Source organism: Amycolatopsis pithecellobii (assembly GCF_009707865.1).
GTDB lineage: Bacteria > Actinomycetota > Actinomycetes > Mycobacteriales > Pseudonocardiaceae > Amycolatopsis_E > Amycolatopsis_E pithecellobii.
In genome coordinates, this window is record NZ_WMBA01000070.1 from 1 (window position 1) to 19,806 (window position 19,806).

The following is a 19,806-nucleotide window of genomic DNA, read 5'->3' on the forward strand; positions in this document are numbered from 1 at the left end:
GTCCCAGCCACGGTCGGTGGGGAAGGCGCTGGTGGCGTCGGTCTCCGCGGTGACCAGGTCCCACAGGTCGCCGGGGGTGCGGACCCCGCCAGGGAAGCGACAGGCCATCCCGACCACGGCGATCGGCTCGTCATGCCGCGCCGGGGTCGTCACCTCGGCCGGGATGGGTGCGCCCCCTGCCAGCTGCTCGCGCAGGTGCTCGGCGAGGACGAGTGGTGTCGGGTGATCGAAGACGAGAGTCGGCGACAGCCGCAGCCCGGTCCGCGCGGCCAGCCGGTTGCGGAGCTCGACGCCGGTGAGGGAGTCGAATCCGAGGTCCCGGAACGCCCGCGCCGCGTCGACAGACGTGCCCTCGGCGTGTCCGAGAACGGCGGCGGCGTCGGCACGGACGAGGTCCGCCAGCAACCGGACCTGATGGGCGTCCGGCATGGCGGACAGCTTGGCCCGCAGCGAGCCGGCGTCGGCCGCGGACTGGGTCCGCCGCGCGGGCACGAGCCCGCGCAGTACCGCGGGGAGGTCACCCGCCGCGGCCTGTGCGCGCAGCGCGACCGGGTCGAACCCCGCGGCGACGACCGCGGGTTCGCTGGTCGCGAGCGCGGCGTCGAACAGGCCGAGCGCGGTCGTCGCCGCCATCGCGACGATGCCGGACCTGGCGAACCGGCCGCGGTCCTGCTCGTCGAGCGACCCCGTCATGGCGGACTCGTCGGCCCACAGGCCCCAGGCGATGGACACCGCGGGCAGGCCGTCCGCCCGCCGCCGCGCCGCGAGGGCGTCGAGGGCCGTATTGGCCGCGGCGTACCCGGCCTGTCCCCCGTTGCCGAGGACACCCGCCAGCGACGAGAAGAGCACGAAGGCCGTGAGCGGCTGATCCGCGGTGAGCTCGTGCAGATGCCAGGCGCCTTCCGCTTTGGCGTGGAGCGCGGCGTCGAGCTGGTCCGGGGTGAGGCTGTGTACGACGGCGTCGTCCAGCAGGCCCGCGGTGTGGACAACCGCCGACAGGGTTTCGCCGGACAGCGCGGCGGAAAGCGCTTCGCGATCGCCGACATCGCATGCCCTGATCGTGACGTGCGCGCCCGCTTCGGTGAGGTCCTGGGCGAGCGCGGCGGCACCGGGTGCGGCCGGGCCGCCGCGGCTGAGCAGGAGGAGGTCCCGGACGCCGTGCGCGGTGACGAGGTGACGGGCCACGAGGCTGCCGAGCACGCCCGTGCCGCCCGTCACGAGGACGGTTCCCTCCGCCGCGAACACCGGGTCCCCGCCTGCCAGTGGCGCCGACAGCACCGGCACGAAGAAGGCCCCGTCGCGCAGGGCGAGCTCGGGTTCGCCGGTGGCCAGCGCCGCCGCGATGTCTTCGGCGTCCGGTTCGCCGCTCGGGTCGTGCAGGAGAACGAACTGGCCGGGATGCTCGGCTTGGGCGGCCCGCACCAGACCGTGGACGGCGGAGGAGGCGGCGCCATCGTCGGTGACGAGGACCAGCCGGTCGGCCGCGGGCGGGCCGGAAAGCCACTCTCGCACGGCGGCGAGCGCCTCGTGTGCGGCGGCGCGCAGGCCGTGCGGCGAGTCGCCGGTGACGAGGCGGACGGCGGCCGTGAGCTCGCCCGGTGCCGGCCGGTCGATCTCGGTCCACTCGACGCGCCGTAACCCGCCTGCGGTGGCGCCGGTGAGCGCGGCGGGCGAGAACGAGCGGAGCAGCAGCGATCCGACGGTCAGAACCGCATCGCCCTGCTCGTCGGCGGCGCTGATCCGGGTGCCGCCGGAGCCGTCCGGCGACAGCCGCACCCGCAGCGCGCTCACCCCGGCCATGGACCGGACCGTGACGCCCGACCACGCGAACGGCAGCCGCATCGCGCCGGCGTCTCCCCCCGTCAAGCCAAGTGCGACCGGGTGCAGGGCCGCGTCGAGCAGCGCGGGATGCACGCCGAAGCCGTCGGTCCGGGTCTCGCCGGACAGCCGGACCTCGGCGTAGACGTCGTCGCCGTCGCGCCAAACGCCGTGCAGGCACTGGAAGATCGGGCCGTAGTCGTACCCGCGCAGCGCGAGGCGTTCGTAGCTGTCCGCCAGGTCCACCGGTGTCGCACGCGGCGGCGGCCAGACCGTGGCCCAGTCGGCCGGAGCCATGGACGGGCCCGGGGTCGCGGCAGGGGTCACGGTGCCGGTGGCGTGCCGGGTCCACTCGCCTCGATCGCCTGCCGCACGCGAGTAGACGCTCACCGGACGGCGCCCTGTGTCACCGGAGGCTCCGGCGACCAGCTGCACGGTGACCGCTCCCTCGGCGGGGACGGTGAGGGGTGCTTCGAGGGTCAGCTCGTCGACAGCGGGACAGCCCAGCCCCGCGCCGGCCGCGGTGGCCAGCTCGACCAGTGCGACCCCGGGGACGAGGACGGTGCCCGCGACGGCGTGGTCGGCCAGCCACGGGTGGGTGCGCAGGGACAGCACGCCGGTGAACAGCGTGCCCTCGCCGCCGCCCAGTTCGGCGGCGGTCCCGAGGAGCGGGTGGCCGGTGTCGTCGAGACCGGCCGCGGTGACGTCACCGGCGCCGGGAGCGGCGTCGAGCCAGTACCGCTCGTGCTCGAACGGGTAGGTCGGCAGGTCGGCGACCGGTGCCACCCCGGCGCCGAACACCGTTGTCCAGTCGAGCTTCGCGCCGTGGGCATGAGCCTCGGCGAGTGAGGTCCGGAACCGGCCGGGGCCGCCGTCGTCGCGCCGCAGCGTGCCGATGGCGACGGCCGGGGTGTCGTCGAGGATGTCCTGCATGGCGGGCACCAGCACCGGGTGCGCGCTGGTTTCGATGAACAGGCGGTGCCCGCGGCCGAGTGCATGCGCGGTCGCGGCGTCGAAGCGGACGGTGCCGCGCAGATTGCGGTACCAGTAGGCGGCATCCAGTCCGGCGGTGTCGAGTTCCTCGCCGGTGACCGTGGAGTAGAACGGCACGGTGGTGGATCGCGGCCGGATCGGGGCCAGCGCGGCGAGAATCTCGTCCTCGATCCGCTCGACGTGCGCGGAGTGGGAGGCGTAGTCCACGTTCACCAGGCGGGCGCGATGGCCTTCGGCCTCCAGCCGGTCACGAAGCTCGACCAGCTGGTCCGCGTCGCCGGAGACCACGGTCGACTCGGCGCCGTTGATCGCGGCGATGGACAGTCCGGCGGGCAGCCCGGTGAGGCGGTCGGCGGGCAACGCCACCGAGAGCATGCCCCCGAATCCGGTGATGGCCGTGATTGCCTTGCTGCGAAGGGAAACCACCCGAGCACTGTCCTCGAGCGACAGTGCACCCGCGACGGTCGCCGCCGCGATCTCCCCCTGCGAATGACCTATCACCGCAGCAGGCTCGACACCGTAGGACCGCCACAACTCGGCCAGCGACACCATCACCGCCCACAACACCGGCTGCACCACGTCCACACGATCGAACTCACCCGAGCGCACCACAGCGGCCGGCGACCAGTCCACAAACCCGCGCAACGCCGCACCGCACTCGGCGAACCGCTCCGCGAACACCGGCGACGAATCCAGCAACTCCACCGCCATCCCCGGCCACTGTGATCCCTGACCCGGGAACACGAACACGGGTTTGGCGTCGGCGGGCGCGATACCGGTGAGGACGGACGCAGACGGCTCGCCCGCGGCCAGCGCGGTGAGCCCGGTCCGGAGGGTCTGGCTGTCGGCGGCCACGATGACGGCGCGATGCTCGAAAGCCGCGCGGCGGGTGGCCAGCGCATGACCGGTGCCCACCGGGTCACCGGTGTGCTCACGCAGGCGGCCGGCCAGCGCGCGCAGGGCGGCTGGGGTCTTCGCCGAGAGCGGCCACAGCAGTGGTTCCGTCACCTCGGCCGGCTCGTGGGTCGTGTCCGGGCCCTGTTCGAGGATGATGTGGGCGTTGGTGCCGCTGAGCCCGAACGAGGAGACCGCGGCGCGGCGGGGGCGCCCGGTGTCCGGCCATTCCAGCGCTTCCTCGGCGAGCACCACCTCCCCCGCGGTCCAGTCCACGTGCGGCGAGGGCTCGTCGATGTGCAGGGTTTTGGGTACCACACCGTGGCACATGGCCTGGACCATTTTGATGATCCCCGCGACACCCGCGGCCGCCTGGGTGTGACCGATATTCGACTTCACCGACCCGAGGTAGAGCGGCGCCCCGTCCCGCTCCTGACCGTAAGTGGCCAGCAACGCCTGCGCCTCGATCGGATCACCGAGCCGGGTACCCGTCCCGTGCGCCTCCACCAGGTCCACTTCGGACGGACGCAAGCCCGCACCCGCAAGCGCAGTACGGATCACCCGCTGCTGCGAGGGACCGTTCGGCGCCGTCAACCCGTTCGACGCACCATCCGAATTCACCGCCGAACCCCGCACCACCGCCAACACCCGACGACCAGCGCGCACCGCATCCGACAACCGCTCCAACACCACCACACCCACACCCTCCGACCACGCCGCACCATCGGCCGCACCCGCGAACGATTTGCAGCGCCCGTCGGGCGCGAGTCCGCGCTGGCGGCTGAATTCCACGAACACGGCCGGCGTCGCCATCACCGTCACGCCCCCGGCCACGGCGAGCGAGCATTCCCCCGCCCGCAATGCCTGCGCGGCCAGATGAACCGACACCAACGACGACGAACACGCCGTATCCACCGTGATCGCCGGACCCTCCAAACCCAGCGCATAAGCCACCCGGCCCGAAGCGACACTCCCGGCGCTGCCACTGACCAGATAGCCTTCGAAGCCTTCCGGGGCTTGGGCATGGCGGGAGCCGTAGTCGTCGTACATCACGCCCGCGAACACACCCGTCCGCGAACCCCGCAACGACACCGGATCAATACCCGACCGCTCCACCGCCTCCCACGCCACCTCCAACAACAACCGCTGCTGCGGATCCGTCGCCAACGCCTCCCGCGGACTCATCCCAAAAAAACCAGCATCAAAATCCGCCACCCCCGACAAAAACCCACCCTCACGCACATAACACGACCCCACCGAATCCGGGTCCGCATCGAACAGCTCCGCCAAATCCCACCCACGATCGGTGGGGAACGGGGTGATGGCGTCGCCGCCGTCGGCGACCAGCCGCCACAGTTCCCCGGGCGTGCGCACTCCGCCGGGGAACCGGCACGCCATCCCGACGATCGCGATCGGCTCATCGGGGGCGGCCGTGGCGACCTCGTGGCCGGGAACCGCCGCGTCGCCGGACATCCTCGTGAGCAGGTAGGCGCTCAGCGCGGTCACCGTGGGGTGGTCGAAGACCAGGGTGGCGGGCAGGGTCAGCCCGGTGGCGGCGGCGAGCCGGTTGCGCAGCTCGACGGCGGTCAGCGAGTCGAAGCCCAGATCCCGGAAAGCGCGGCCCGGGTCGACGATGTCACCGTCGGCATGCCCGAGTACGGCGCTGACCTGCTCGCCGACCAGCCCGCCGAGAGCTCGGGCACGATGGTCCGCGGACAGCCCGGCGAGCCGCTGCGCCCACCCTCCCCCGGCGACCGGCGCGGCAGGCAGCAGATCGCGAGCGATCGGGGGCACCTGGCCGCGCGCGGCCAGGCCACGCAAACCGGCGAGGTCGAGCCGCACGGGCACCACGAGTGCGGCATCGGTGTCCAGCGCCGCGTCGAAAAGCGCCAGCCCTTCGCCCGTGCCCATCGGGAGCAGACCGCCACGGGACAACCGGGAGCGGCCCGCCGCGTCCAGTGCTCTGGTCATTTCGCTGTCGAGCTCCCACAGCCCCCACGCCAGGGACACCGCCGGCAGGCCCAGGGAGCGCCGGTATCCGGCGAGACCGTCGAGGTAGGTGTTGCCCGCCGCGTAGTGGGCCTGTCCCGCGGTGCCGAACACACCCGCCGCCGAGGAGAACAGCACGAACGCGGAAAGGTCCAGTCCACTGGTCAGCTCGTGCAGGTGCCACGCGGCGTCGATCTTCGGCCGCAGTACCCGGTCGATCTGGTCCGGGGTGAGCGAGGCGAGCACGCCGTCTTCGAGGACCCCGGCGGCGTGCACGACCGCGGTCAGCCGTCCCGGAATCCGGTCGAGCACCGAAGCCAGCGCGGCCCGGTCGGCGGCGTCGCCCGCTTCGGTCCGGATGTCGACATCCGGGAACTCGGCGGCGAGCCCGGACGGGTCACCGCCACGCCGGCTGAGCAGCACCAGGCTGCGCACGCCGTGTTCGGTGATCAGGTGCCTCGCCAGCGCGGAGCCGATGCCGCCGGTGCCGCCCGTCAGCAGCACGGTGCCGTCGCCGAGGGCGCCCCGATCAGCGGGCTCGGTTCCGGCCGGGAGCCGGGCCAGCCGTGGCGCGCACAGCACTCCGTCGCGGGGGGCCAGCTGTGGCTCACCGGGCACGATCCGGGGCGGCGCACCGTCGTCGGGGTGCTCGAGCAGGACGAACCGGCCGGGATGTTCGGTCTGCGCGGACCGGACCAGTCCTTCGCACGCGCGGCCCATGAGGTCGCCGCGGACCCGGATCACGAGCACGGCCGATTCGAACCGCTCTTCGCCGAGCCACCACTGCAGGAACGCGGCGAGCTGCTGGACGGCGTCGCGGGCGCCGGCCCCGTGGACCGGAACCGCGACCACGGCCGGGACGTCCCGGATCGCGCGGACGGCGTCGTAGTCGTCGAAGGACTCGCACGGGACGGGTTCCCCGGACACCGGAACCCATGTGACGCCGAACAACGAACGGGAAACGTCGAACAGCCGCGCGGACGACAGCGCACGGGTGCGCAGCGACCCGACGGTCACCACCGGCTCACCGTCCACAGTGGATGCCTCGATCGCGACGGCGTCGTCGTCGCCGGCCGGCCCGATCCGCACCCGCAGCGTGTCAGCACCCGAGCGGTGCACGGTCACGCCGTTCCACTCGAACGGCAGCCTGAGTTCCGCACCGGTCACGACGCCCTGCACGTGCAGGGCGGCGTCGAGCAGCGCGGGATGCACGCCGAATCGCGTGACATCGGTGCCCGGGGGGAGCGAGACCTCGGCGAAGGACTCGTCCCCGCGCCGCCACGCCGCGCGCAGGCCGCGGAACACCGGGCCGTAGCCGAGTCCGCGGTCGGCGAGGTCTTCATACGCTGTGGTGAGGTCCACCGGAACGGCATCCCGCGGCGGCCATTCCGCCGGGGACGCCGCGGCGTAGGGCCGGGGAGTCAGCGTGCCCGTGGCGTGGCAGGTCCATTCGGCGTCGTCCGCAGCCCTGGAGTGGACGCTCACCTCGCGGTCGCCGGCTTCCGACGGTGCGCGGACGACGATCTGCACAGCGACGGAGTCCGCCAGCTCGAGCGGGGCCTGGAGCGTCAGCCCGGCGATCGAGCCGGCGCCGGCCAGCTGCCCGGCATGTGCCACGAGCTCCACGAAACCGGTACCGGGGAACAAAATCCGCCCCGCCACCCGGTGGTCGGCGAGCCACGGCTGCGCGGCGGCCGACACTCTTCCGGTCAGTACCAGCCCGGTGCCGTCGGCGACTTCGACGACGGCACCGAGGAGCGGGTGCCCGGCCGCGGACTGCCCCATGCCTCGGGCGTCGGCGGCCGGTTCCCCGTCTTCGAGCCAGAAACGCCGGCGCTGGAACGGATACGTCGGCACCTCCGGAAGCTGAGCGGGCGCCGGTCCCAGCAGTGCGGCCCAGTCGACGGCGACGCCCTTGACGAACAGCTCGGCGAGTGAGGCGGTGAAGCGGGTCAGCCCACCGTCGTCGCGGCGAAGGGTCCCGGCCACGATCGAGCCTTCCGCGGTCTGCTCGACCGGAACCGTGAGCACCGGATGCGGACTGACCTCGACGAAGGTCGTGTAGCCACGCTCGGCCGCCGCCCGCACCGCCGGGGCGAACCGGACGGTCTCCCGCAGGTTCCGGAACCAGTAACCCGCGTCCAGCACGGTGGTGTCGGTGAGCAGTTCTCCGGTCAGCGTCGAGAAGAACGGGACCGTGGCCGGTCGCGGGGAAAACTCGCCGAGGTCGGCCACCAGCCGGTCGCGCAAGGCGTCCATGGACGGGGTGTGAGACGCGTAGTCGACGGGCACGCGGCGGGCACGCACGTCGCCGGCGGCATCCATCAGCTCGTCGAGCGCCTCGGCCTCGCCGGCGACCACGGTGGAGCCCGGGCTGTTGTGCGCGGCGACGTAAATCCGGCCGGACCACGGTGCGATGAACCGTTCGGTGTCGGCGAGCGAGAGCGGCATCGACACCATGCCGCCGGTGCCCGCGATCTCGGCGATAGCCTTGCTGCGCAAGGAAACCACCCTTGCGGCGGTGTCGAGGTCCAACGCGCCCGCCACGCAGGCCGCGGCGATCTCGCCCTGGGAGTGGCCCACCACGGCGGCCGGGACGACGCCATGCGCCCGCCAGAGCTCGGCGAGCGACACGAGCACCGCGAACAGCGCGGGCTGGACCACCTCCACCCGGTCCAGGCCCGGTGCGCCGCCGTTGCCCCGCACCACGTCGAGCAGATCCCAGCCGGTGTACGGGGCGAGCGCGCGAGCGCACTCGGTCAGTTTCGCCGCGAAGACCGGCGCGGTGTCCAGCAGCTCGGCGCCCATGCCCGCCCACTGCGAACCCTGCCCGGGAAAGACGAACACCGGCTTGCCCGCCTGCCGGGCGACACCCTGGAGCACGTTCGGCGAGGGCTGCCCGTCGGCCAGTGCCCGCACCCCGTCGACCAGCTCGTGGCGAGCATTCCCGACCACCACGGCCCGGTGCGCGAACGTCGTGCGCCGGCCCAGCACCCGCCCGATCCCGGACGAGTCCGTGTCGCGGACGTGGTCGTGCAGCCGGGCGGCGTGCTCGCGCAGCGCGTCGGTGCTCGTCGCGGAAAGCACCCACGCGATGTCGGGCGTGCCGGGTTCCTCCGTGCCGGCGGCCGGGGGCGGTGGCTCCTCGACGATCACGTGCGCGTTGGTACCGCTCATCCCGAACGAGGACACCGCGGCGCGGCGCGGTCGCCCGGGGTCCGGCCAGTGCCTGGCGTCGGTCAGCAGCGACACCTGGCCCGACTGCCAATCCACCTCGTCCGACGGCCGGTCGATATGCAGGGTCCTGGGCATGGTGCGGTGCCGGATGGCCTCCACCATCTTGATCACGCTGGCGATCCCGGCGGCGGCCTGGGTGTGCCCGAAGTTCGACTTGACCGAGCCCAGCCACAGCGGCTCTCCCGTGCGGTCGCGGCCGTACGTGGCCAGCAGGGCACGGGCCTCGATCGGGTCCCCGAGCGTGGTGCCGGTCCCGTGCCCGTCGACGATGTCCACATCGGACGGTCGCACACCGCTCGCGGTCAGCGCCTCGCGGATGACCCGCTCCTGGGACGGCCCATGAGGTGCGGTCAGCCCGTTGCTCGCACCGTCCTGGTTGACCGCGCTGCCACGCACCAGCGCCACGACCGGATGCCCGTTGCGCCGGGCATCGGACAGCCTCTCCAGCAGCAGTATGCCGGCACCCTCGCCCCAGCTGGTGCCGTTGGCGCCCGCGGCGAACGAGCGGCAGCGACCGTCCGGGGCGAGCCCGCCCTGCCTGCTGAACTCGACGAACGCGGTCGGCGCCGTCATCACGGTCGCCCCGCCCGCCAGTGCCAGGTCGCATTCGCGGTGCCGCAGCGACCGCACGGCGAGATGCAGGGCGACCAGTGACGACGAGCAGGCGGTGTCGACGGTCAGCGCGGGCCCCTCGAACCCGAAGGTGTAGGAGATCCGTCCCGACGCGACGCTCGTGGTGTTCCCGCTCGCGAGATAGCCCTCCAGCTCGGCCGGTGCCGACCGCAGCCGCGAAACGTAGTCGTTGTAGAACAACCCGGCGAACACGCCGGTGCGGCTGCCCCGCAGCGACCGCGGCTCCAGCCCCGCGCGCTCCAGCGTCTCCCAGCTGACTTCCAGCAGCAGCCGCTGCTGCGGGTCGACCGCGAGCGCCTCGCGCGGGCTGATACCGAAGAACTCGGCGTCGAACCCGGCCGCGTCGCGCAGGAACCCACCCGTCCGTACGTAACTCTTGCCCGGCTGGTCCGGCACCGGGTCGTAGAGCCCGGCCACGTCCCAACCGCGGTCTTCGGGGAACTCGCCGATCGCGTCCCGTCCCTGCGCCACCAGGTCCCACAACTGCCCCGGCGTGGCCACGCCCCCGGGATAGCGGCACGCCATCGCGACGATGGCGATCGGCTCCCGCTCCGCGGCCTCGGCGTCCTCGAGGCGCCGGCGGGTCTGGCGCAACTCGGTGGTGACCAGCCGAAGATAGTCGGTGAGCTTTTCTTCGTTCGTCATCAAGGCTCAACTTCCTGACGAAAGCGGGATGGACGCGGCGTGCACCTCGGCGAGCAACCATCCGCGCGGGCCTTAAAGCGCTCCTTAATCGCGGCCGGACAAGCACGGCTTAAGCGCTGCTTTGCCTCCGCCGCCGAAAATCTCCGCAGTCGCCGCAACCGGACGAGGGGAACATTCATGGCGGAGTCGGTCGTGCACATCAGCTCGGTCGGCACAGCACTGCCGGGACCGGCGGTGACCAATGCCGAGCTGGGTGCGGTACTCGGGCTGGGGCCCGTGTTCGAGCAGTGGGTGGACGGCTTCATCGGAACCAAGACCCGGCACCTCGCCATCGACCTGGCCACCGGCGAGGTCCGGTACTCGCTCGCCGATCTGGGCGAAACCGCGGCGCGCCAGGCGCTTTCGGCCGCGGGCATCCAGGCGGGCGAGGTGGATGTGGTGATCATGGGAACGTCCATGCCGGACTCACTCCTGCCCACGACGGTCAACCTCATCGCCGACCGGCTGGGGATCGCGCAGGTGCCCACGTTCCAGATCCAGTCCGGCTGCACCGGCGCCATGCAGGCCCTCTACCTGGCCACCCGCCTGCTGGGGACGGGCGGCCACCGGACCGCGCTGGTGCTGGGCGGTGACGTGTGCGCCAAACACGTCGACCTCGGCATCGACTACGCGAAGCTGCCCCCGTCGGAATGGGTCAACACGGTCCTGTTCGGGGACGGGGTCGGCGCGGTCCTGCTGCGTGCGGCGGAACCCGGTCAGCGGGGCGTCCGGCTGAACCGGGTGCTCACGACGTTCACCGGGCTCGGCGAGGCGCCCGGTCAGCGGGTCGAATGGTTCGGCCTCCGCGACCGCGGCGAGGACCTGCCCGCGGTGCAGGAGGACTACAAGGCGATCGAAGAACGCGTTCCCGTGCTGGCACTGGAGATCGTCGACGAGCTGCTGGACGGGCTGAACTGGAAACGGTCCGATGTGGACTATCTGTTGCCGCCACAGCTGTCGCCGAAGATGACCGGCCGCATCGTCGCCGGGCTCGACATGCCCGCGGCGGCGGAGATCGGGTGCGTCGAGCGGACCGGCAACACCGCGAACGCCTTGCCGTTCTTCCAGCTGGAAGAGCTGCTCCCCCGGCTGACGGCGGGCGATCGCGCACTGGCGGTGTCGGTGGAGTCCAGCAAGTGGATCAAAGGCGGCTTCACCCTGGAGGTGCTGTGACCGGCCTGACCGACCTCTTCGAGCTGCACCACGACGGTGCGCTCGCCGAAAACTATCCGCGGTTGCCCGGCCTGCTCGCGGAACTGACCGCCGAGGAGCTGGTGCGCGCCGGCCACCTGCTGTCCCGGGTGGACGCCGACGAGGTGCTGGCGGCGCAGCCGGACCAGCGGGCCGTGACCACCGTGATCACCGGGCCCGGCACGCTCGACGGGCTCGTCGCGCCGATGACCGCCGAAACCGCGCGGCACGGCCTGCTCCTGCGACCCGTGCTCGCCGGGTTCGACAGTTACGTCTTCGTCCTCTCCGGCGACGATCCGGAGATCGCCCGGCACCAACCCGATCTCGTCCTGTGTGTGCTCGACCCGTCGATGATCACGCGTGAGCTGGCCGTCCCCTGGGAGGCCGAAGACGCCGAACGCGTGCTCGCCGAGAAGCTCGACCTGCTCGAGCAGCTGGTGGCCGGCTTCACCGCGCGGAGCGACGCGACACTGGTGCTCAATACTTTCCCGCTGCCGCACGAACTTTCGGCCGCGCTGGTGGACCGGCGCTCCCGCGCGCGGCTGAGCATTGCCTGGCACGAAGCCGAAGTACGCTTGCTGCGGCTCGCCGGCGAGCACCCCTCAGTCGTCGTCATCGACCTGGATTCCCTGGTGGCGGAGGGCATTCCCCTCACCGAACCGCGGATGTCGGTGTACGCCGGCGCGTACCTGTCCGAGGAGCTGCTCGTCCGTTACGCCCGCGAGGCCGGCCACGTCGCGCGGCAGATCACCGGACTCACCAAGAAGTGCCTCGTCCTCGATCTCGACCAGACGCTGTGGGACGGCATCCTCGCCGAGGACGGCCCGGACGGAATCGCCGTCGGCGGAGGCGGACGCGGAGACGCCTTCCAGGCGTTCCAGCGCGTCGTCAAGCAGATCGGCTCGCGCGGGGTGCTGCTGGCCGCCGTGAGCAAGAACGAGGCGGAGGACGTGCGCGCGGCCTTTCGTGCGCATCCGGGCATGCCGCTGTCCGAGGACGATTTCGTCCGGATCACGGCGAACTGGGATCCCAAGCACCAGAACCTCACCGAACTGGCCGAAGCTCTCAACATCGGGGTGGACAGCTTCGTGTTCGCCGACGACAGCCCGTACGAATGCGGTCTCGTCCGCCGTGGGCTGCCGGGGACGGCCGTGGTGGGGCTCACCGAGGAACCCGCGTGGCACCCGCGAGACCTGTTGCGGGACAACTGGTTCACCGTCACGGAACTGACCGGCGAAGACCGCACCCGTGGGGTCAAGTACAAGCAGGAAGTGGCCCGCAAGACTTTCCTCAGCACGTTCTCCAGCATCGAGGACTACCTCCGCGAGCTCGACGTGACGGTGCACCTCGGCGTCGCGACAGCGGCCCAGGCCGGCCGGGTCGCACAGATGTCGTTGCGCACCAACCAGTTCAACCTCACCACCCACAGGCTGCAGCACCAGGACGTGACCCGGCTGCTGGCCGACGAGGACAGCATCGTGTTCACGATCGCGTCGCGTGATCGCTTCGGTGACAACGGCATCGTCGGGGCGGTCTTCTACCGGCGCGACGGTGAACTCGCGTGGATCGACAACTTCCTGCTCAGCTGCCGGGTGTTCTCCCGCGGGATCGAGCAGGCCTGCTTGGCCGCCGTGCTCGACCACGCGTTCGCCACCGGCGTGCACGAGATGCGCGCGATCTACCGTCCGTCGCTCAAGAACGCGGTGGTGCGGGAGTTCTATCCGCGTTATGGCTTCACCACGCACGACCACGACGACGAGCGGACGGTGTTCCGGCACGATCTCGCGCTGCCCGTGGAGATCCCCAAGCACGTCCGGTTCACCGGTGAAATCGAAAGGCCGGTCCGATGACGACCCTCGATCAGTTCCTGACCCTGCTGCGCGAAGAGGTGGGGCTGACCGTCTCCGCCGACGACGTCGGCCTCGATTTCGACCAGCTGCCCGGCTGGGACTCGGCGTTGCTGCTGCACCTGGTGACCGTGCTCGAGCGCACCACCGGCAAACCCCTGTCCCTGCCGGACGTCCTCGGCAGCCGCAGCCTGTCCGCGCTGTACGACCTCACGGTCGCGGCATGACCGCCATCGGCCCCCTGCCGCGCGAACGCAGGCACACGCTGCGGTTCCTCGAATACGCCAGGTCGATCGCGCCGGTGTTCCTCGATTCCGAGGTCGACATGACCGCCGTCCGGGCCCACCGCGCGGCCTCGCGGGACGGCGGGGTGCGGCTGTCCTGGGTCACCTACGTCCTGTACGCCGCGGGCCGGGTGCTGGCCGAGCACCCGGCGGCCAACCGGGCGATATCGGGGAAACGGTGGCCCAGGGTGGCCAGGTACGACTCGGTCGCCGCCAAGGTCACGCTCGACAAGACGATCAATGGCGAACGGGTGGTCTTCTCGGCCGTGGTGCCGGGCGTCGACACTGCCGCACTGGACGTGATCCAGAAGGAGGTGGACCGGTTCCGGGACACCGATCCGTCCGATTTGGACGAACTCAGCGGAGCGCGGCTGCTCCAGCGGCTGCCATGGCCGTTGTCGGCGCTCGCATTCCGGTCCGCCGCTCGTTCGCTGAGAAGGCGCCCGAACCTCATGGGCACCGTCTCGGTCACGTCGCTCGGTCACACCGCGGTGGACAGCTTCCACTCCGTCGGCGGCACGAGCGTCACGGTGGGAGTCGGGCGGATCACCGACCGTCCCGTGGTACGGGACGATGCGGTGACGATCGCGCCGGTGATGCGCCTGAGTCTCGCGTTCGACCACCGGGTGCTCGACGGCGCCGAGGCGGCCGAAGTGCTGGCCGGTATCAAGGAAACACTGGAACGGTGGCGGCGGTGATCGGCACGGCCGAGCTCAAGCAGTTCGCCAGACTGCACGTCCGATCGCAGAACATCAGCGGCGGGGAGTCGATCCTCGCCCGCATCTCCGACGACGACGCGTGGGTCTCGGAGTGGTCGGCCGAGGGTGAGCGGCTCCGCGCGAAAGGCAAGTTGCTGCGAGCGACCAGTTGTTTCGTGATGGCCCGGTTTCCCTATGTGGACGGTGTGGCTCGTCGCGCCGCGCTGGAGCGAGCGATCGAAACTTTCGCCCACTGGGCCGGGCCCAGGGGGCTGGAGCGGGTCGAAATCCCGGTGCCGGGCGGACGGGTACGGTGCTGGGCGGCGGGCCTGTCCGCGACCCGGCCCCGCCCGCTGGTGCTGCTGTGCGGTGGCATCGTCAGCGTGAAGGAGCAGTGGGCGCCGGCCTTGCTGGCCCTGCGCAGGATGGGCTTCGCCGGAGTCGTCGCCGAACTGCCCGGTGTCGGGGAGAACCCGCTCCCCTACGACGCGGACAGCTGGCGGATGTTCCCGGCCGTCCTCGACGCGCTCGCCGGCCGCGCCGACGTCTCGCACACCTATGCCATCGCGCTCAGCTTCAGCGGCCATCTCGCCCTGCGGTGCGCGGCCGAAGACGTGCGCTTGCGCGGCATCGTGACGGCCGGCGCCCCGGTCGCCGCGTTCTTCACGGACCTGGAATGGCAGCGGCGCCTGCCGGCCATCACGGCGGAGACGTTGCGACACCTGATAGGCCGCTTGCCACCGGCGGACTGGGCACTTCCGCGGGAGGCGCTGACCGCACTGACCATTCCGGTGGCGGCGACGATCAGCACCCGCGACGAGATCATCCCGCCCGCCGACGGCGACGCACTGCGCACCGCGATCCGGTTGTCCTGGACGACGGAACACGACGACGTGCACGGCTCACCGCACCACGTGCGGCAAACACGGCTGTGGTCGATGCTCGCGATTCTGCGGATGCACGGTGCACCGGTACTGCCGCGGCTCGCACTGGGCACGGCGCTGAAACTGATCCGGCCGCGGTCGGCCGCGGGACGCGACAAGAACATCCTTCCGGCCGGCTGACGTGCGCATGGCGACCGTTCCATGACGTGAACCGGCCCCGTATCTGTCATGAAAATGGTCGGCGACCCAGATTCCGTCGCAGCCTGAGGCTGCGGCTCCCCTGGCTACCGCGAGGATGACGTCCGCGGGCCGGCGGATGCCGAGCCAGGGCAGCGCGCGACAGTCAGCCGTCGAGCAGGTGCCGTCCGTTGGTTGTCATGATCTTCTCCAGCACTGTCGCTCCCACGTGCGGCTCGATGCCCTCGTACCAGGCGGTCACGCCTTCGCGGTAGGACGGGTAATCGGTATGCCCGAGGTCGCTGCCGAAGATCATTAGCGAGGACGGGTACAAGGTAGCGAGGCGCGCGGTGGTGCTCGCCGACGGTGCCGTTCCGAGGTCGGCGACGCACCCGACTTCGAGGTGGACATCGAGCGTGCGCAAGGGCATCGCGAGGTCGTCGGACCACCGCATGAACTCGAATGTCGGGTGGTTGATCAGAAAGCGCCTGGCCCCGAGCCGTGCTGCGGCTTCGGGTTTCCCGCGCGCCTCCCATGAAAGTTCTGCGCTTCACCGGACCACGAGGGAAGTCGGCGACGGTACCGCGGGCTAGCGAAGTCCTCGTCCATGGGAGACAAGTGGTATTTCCGTGGTGCCGGGGCGTCGCGCTCCAGGGTCCCCCGCCGACTCCGATTCCTGGTAGAGGGCGTGGATCTTCAGGAGCTCGCGGCGATGGACGCGGGAGCTGATCGTGAAACCTGCGTTGTCCATCACTGACAGGAGGGGTCCATCCTTGTGCTTGTACACGACGATGTCGCTGCCGGCGCCGATGAAGGTGTTGGGCAGCGTCAGGTACCGAGCCGCTTTCACCGCTCCCTCGAGCACTGGCGCGCCGTCCTGTGCGGTGCCGCAGATGAGCAGAAGGAAGGGACTGTGCGGGTTGACGGCATACATCTGCTGGAACTCCGGCAGCTGCACCAGCAGGCCGACGAGGGTGTCGCCGCTGACGCTGAGGCGCCTGTGGTTGCCGCCCCGTTCGATCGTGATTCCGACGGCACGCGAGTGGCCATGCGCGATGATCACGTTGGGGCCGACGCGAACATTTCCGGGTCGGGACACCGGGTCGGTGGTGGTCAGCTCTACTGGCTGCCACGGTACTTCCACGAGCCGGCGGTTGGGGTCGTGATCGCGCAGCTTGTCCCATTCTGCGCGGCGGATGTCGCGGGATCTTTCGCCGGGGAACGTCCGCACGACGTGGGTCATCTGGTCGAGGTTGCCCACCAGGTCCGGGAACAGTGCCTCGTGGTCGCCGGTGAGGTCCAGACCATTGGTGCGTTGGCGCCCGGTGCTGGTACTGGTCAGGCCGATACGTACGACCTCGTGCGGGAAGAAGTCGACGACGTCGCCATGCTTGTTCCTGCCTTGCAGCGGGACCTCGGCGCCGGGATCGGCGTCGGGGATGTACGTGGCCGTCGGCAGGTGCGTCTCGAAGAAGATGACGTTGTTGATGTTGCCCTCGGAATAGACGCCGAGCCGTTGGTGCTGCGGCCACAGGTGCCAGAACCGTGGACCGGACTTGTAGGTACTCCAGCCTCGGTTGTCGGCGACGGCGAAGCGTCCATCGGGGAGTTGAGAGACCGTGCCGTCGTTGCTGAGCATGGACACGTCCATCCGCTCCTTGAACAGTCCGCGCGCGGTGTCCTTCGCGTCGTGGTCGCCGGAGGAAAGCAGCACCAAGTTGAGGCCCGGTTTTGCTTGGACGAGTGTCCGCAGTGGTTCGATGTGGGAGAGCACCGTGGCGAAGGCGCGCGGTTCGAGGGTCACCGAGGTGCCGTTGCGCAGTGGCACCGCAAACCCGTCGGGAGTTCCCTCGGCGTGCACGTGGAAATCCCCGTCGAGCCGGAGTTCCGGTCCAGGGCGGCTGGTGCGCGCGCGGGTGTCGTGCACGGTCTCGCCGGGCAGTGTTTTGATCGCGATGCGGTAGCGGCCGGTGAGCTGGAAGCTGCTGTCCCGGGTGAACGCGACACCGTGCCCGCTGCCCGGCGTGACCTGGTAGAAGATGTCGCGCAGTGCCACGGTGATCGGTCGGCCGTCCAGGCCCTTGGCGCGAACGGTCTGTCCTGGGGCGGCGAAGATCGAGCCGGTCGCTACGGGCGCCGCGGAGCTCGCCCGGCCCCCGAACACGCGCCCGAAAAACCCGTAGCCGAGGCTGGTGCTGGGGTGCAGAAGGCCGTCCACGGACCCTGCCGGTTCCCCGGTCGGCGTTACCGCCCGGCCCGTCGGGGCGACCACGAGCACCCGGGCGTCGACTAGCGGTGGCGGTACGGTCCGCACCCGAGAGCCCGGAGAGGCTTGGGTTTCCAACCACAGCACGGTTCCGCCGTGGTTGCGCAGCCCGATCCCGTGGGATTCGCCGCCGGGGGGCTTCGTCAGCACGAATGCCATCGCGCCAGGACCGAGCTCGCGCACCTGCCGGACGACACCGGAGATCGAGCCGCGCACCGGCCGCCACACGCCGCCGACGGCGATGGCGAGTTCGAGTTCACGCCAGGGCGATCCGACAGCGAGGTCGTCGCGCGTCGCGAGCGCACTGCCGTAGAAGTGCCGGCGCAGGGCGTCGAGCCGGATTACGCAGTCCCGCGCCGTCCCGTCGTGCGGCGGTAGCACCGCGCGCAGTTCCCGTTCCAGCGCGGCGACCGCCGCCGCTGCTCCGGCGGCGGCGTCGCGAAGCTCGCCCCGCTCCGCGCTGCTGGCCGGAGACAACGCGTCCCGGTGGTCGCCGCCCGGTTCCGTGCCCGCCGGAGCATGGGGGACTGTCAGTTCCGGCGCCCGTCCCATCGCGGATGTCTCCGGCGCTTCGCTGTTCGAGGTGTTCCCTCTCCGCGCGCCGCTGCCGAATGCGCCCAACCAGCTGTCCGGCACGGCGTCGTGCAGGTCGTCGATCGCGTGCATGACCAGCAGTTGTCTCGCGGCCACCTGGGCCAGGCCCTCGAGGAAATGCCCGATGTTCGGCACCGCGCCGTCCCGGTTCCGCTTCCAGTCAGTCTTTCGCCGGAAGCGGGAACGCTTCGGGGTATGCATCGCGGTCCTCTGCCGTGGCCGTCGGGGAGCGAGTTCATGCAACCCGATAGACCAGGCGGGGCGGGCGCCACTGACGCGATGTTGATGAGCCGCTGCCGGGTCCGCACGCGGTGTTGACGGTCCGGCGCCCCACGCGCCGCGCTGGGCTCGTCTTCCTTGCCGCCCTTGCGGATCCGTGCGGGCGCGGGGGTACGGGTTCGACGCGGCGCCGCAAAGGACAGGACGGTGGCTCGTCTTGTCCCCTACCTTGGTCGGAGCTACTCCCCCAAGATCTGAGTCGATCAGAACAGCTCGGCGACCGTGGGGTCGATGTAGCGGTGGACGTCCATCGCTTCCATCCCCAGCTCGCCGAGCCGGCCACCAAACGCCTGGAAGTGCGGTGAGGCGAAGTGGGCGGTCAGCGACTCCTGGGAGTCCCACTCCTCGAAGAGGCGGAAGCGACCGCGCTGGTCCGGGTCGGCCCAGACCTCGTAGGTCCCGCACCCCTTCTCGCTCAGCGTTTCGCGCGTCAGCGTGCGTGCGGCTTCGAGCACGCGGTCGTGGGAGGCAGGGTCGAACGTCATGGTGCCACTGACGACGATCATGCGGTCGTCCCCATCGCCGCGCGCATGCCGGCCTCGAGCTCGGCGAACGGGCGCTCTCGCTTGATCCGGACGACGAGCTCGGCGTCGTCGCCCACCAGACGGCGGAACGGCCCGTCCGGGTGGTCGATCGCCGCCAGGACGGCGTCGACGACCGGCTGGGGCGCCGCGCGGCCGGCGCCGCCGACGGCCATCATGCGCTCGTGGTAGTGGTCGAAGACGGGGCGGTCGGGATGGTCTGCGCCGAAGCCGCGCGACTCGGTGACGTTGTCGAAGAAGCCCGTGTCGAAGGCGCCCGGCTCGATCAGCGCGACCGCGATGCCGTCAGCGGCCAGCTCGAATCGCAGCGTCTCGGAGAGGCCTTCGACCGCGTGCTTGCTGGCCGCGTAGGCGCCCTCGAACGGGATGCCGACCAGGCCGGCCGCCGACGAGAGGTTCACGATCGTGCCGCCCCCACGCTCGCGCATGTGCGGCACGACGGCGCGGACCATCCGGACGATCCCGACCACGTTGGTGTCGAGCTGGCGCGCGACCTCGTCGTCCTGCAGCGACACGACGGGTCCGCGCAGCGCGTAGCCGGCGTTGTTGACCAGGACGTCGATCCCGCCCTCACCGGCGGCCTCGGCCACGACCCGGTTGATCGACGCGGCGTCGGTGACATCGAGCAGGTGCACCGAGAGCGGCAGGCCCTCCGCGCGGCCGGCGAGGTCGTCGACCGCCTCCGGCCGGCGCGCGGTCGCGAAGACGCGGTCGCCGCGCCGCGCGAGGGCCAGTGCGATGAGCTGTCCGAAGCCGCTGCTGCAGCCGGTGATGAGGATGTTGGACATGGTGATCT

At 71.1% G+C, this 19,806-nt stretch carries 10 protein-coding genes; 5 read left to right on the top strand and 5 right to left on the bottom strand.

Translation table 11 applies throughout. The features are described 5' to 3' along the window. Positions 1-10,212 (bottom strand): type I polyketide synthase (locus GKO32_RS38570; protein WP_446680222.1); only part of this gene is annotated, 10,212 nt, incomplete at its 3' end. 174 nt (positions 10,213-10,386) lie between these two features. On the opposite strand from GKO32_RS38570, the gene GKO32_RS31700 reads away from it, so the two are divergent. The 5 genes from GKO32_RS31700 to GKO32_RS31720 are packed head-to-tail and all read left to right on the top strand — an operon-like array spanning position 10,387 to position 15,332. After that, positions 10,387-11,421: a 3-oxoacyl-ACP synthase III family protein gene (locus tag GKO32_RS31700; RefSeq protein WP_154760591.1), complete on the top strand. Its 1,035-nt coding sequence runs from the start codon at positions 10,387-10,389 to the stop codon at positions 11,419-11,421. After that, on the top strand, positions 11,418-13,289 hold the full coding sequence (locus GKO32_RS31705; protein WP_208024609.1) for an HAD-IIIC family phosphatase: 1,872 nt from the start codon (positions 11,418-11,420) through the stop codon (positions 13,287-13,289). The genes GKO32_RS31700 and GKO32_RS31705 overlap by 4 nt, the downstream gene beginning before the upstream one ends. Next, positions 13,286-13,513, top strand: coding sequence for a phosphopantetheine-binding protein (locus GKO32_RS31710; protein ID WP_154760592.1), 228 nt, complete (start codon positions 13,286-13,288; stop codon positions 13,511-13,513). The genes GKO32_RS31705 and GKO32_RS31710 overlap by 4 nt, the downstream gene beginning before the upstream one ends. Continuing rightward, positions 13,510-14,268: a 2-oxo acid dehydrogenase subunit E2 gene (locus GKO32_RS31715; RefSeq protein WP_154760593.1), complete on the top strand. Its 759-nt coding sequence runs from the start codon at positions 13,510-13,512 to the stop codon at positions 14,266-14,268. The genes GKO32_RS31710 and GKO32_RS31715 overlap by 4 nt, the downstream gene beginning before the upstream one ends. Beyond that, entirely contained in the window at positions 14,256-15,332 is a 1,077-nt protein-coding gene (locus tag GKO32_RS31720; protein ID WP_208024610.1) for an alpha/beta hydrolase, read from the top strand. The genes GKO32_RS31715 and GKO32_RS31720 overlap by 13 nt, the downstream gene beginning before the upstream one ends. A gap of 163 nt (positions 15,333-15,495) precedes the next feature. Here GKO32_RS31720 and GKO32_RS31725 read toward each other — a convergent pair whose 3' ends face one another. The 4 genes from GKO32_RS31725 to GKO32_RS31740 all read right to left on the bottom strand — a co-directional run bounded on the left by GKO32_RS31725 (position 15,496) and on the right by GKO32_RS31740 (position 19,798). Next, positions 15,496-15,783: a hypothetical protein gene (locus GKO32_RS31725; protein WP_154760594.1), complete on the bottom strand. Its 288-nt coding sequence runs from the start codon at positions 15,781-15,783 to the stop codon at positions 15,496-15,498. A 135-nt stretch (positions 15,784-15,918) separates the two neighbouring features. Next, entirely contained in the window at positions 15,919-18,390 is a 2,472-nt protein-coding gene (locus GKO32_RS31730) for a hypothetical protein (RefSeq protein WP_154760595.1), read from the bottom strand. Between the two features lie 281 nt (positions 18,391-18,671). Further along, a complete protein-coding gene (locus GKO32_RS31735; protein ID WP_154760596.1) occupies positions 18,672-18,974 on the bottom strand; it encodes a putative quinol monooxygenase in 303 nt (100 codons plus the stop codon). Then, complete coding sequence (locus GKO32_RS31740) at positions 18,971-19,798, bottom strand: SDR family oxidoreductase (RefSeq protein WP_154760597.1); 828 nt, start codon at positions 19,796-19,798, stop codon at positions 18,971-18,973. The genes GKO32_RS31735 and GKO32_RS31740 overlap by 4 nt, the downstream gene beginning before the upstream one ends. Positions 19,799-19,806: the final 8 nt, after the last annotated feature.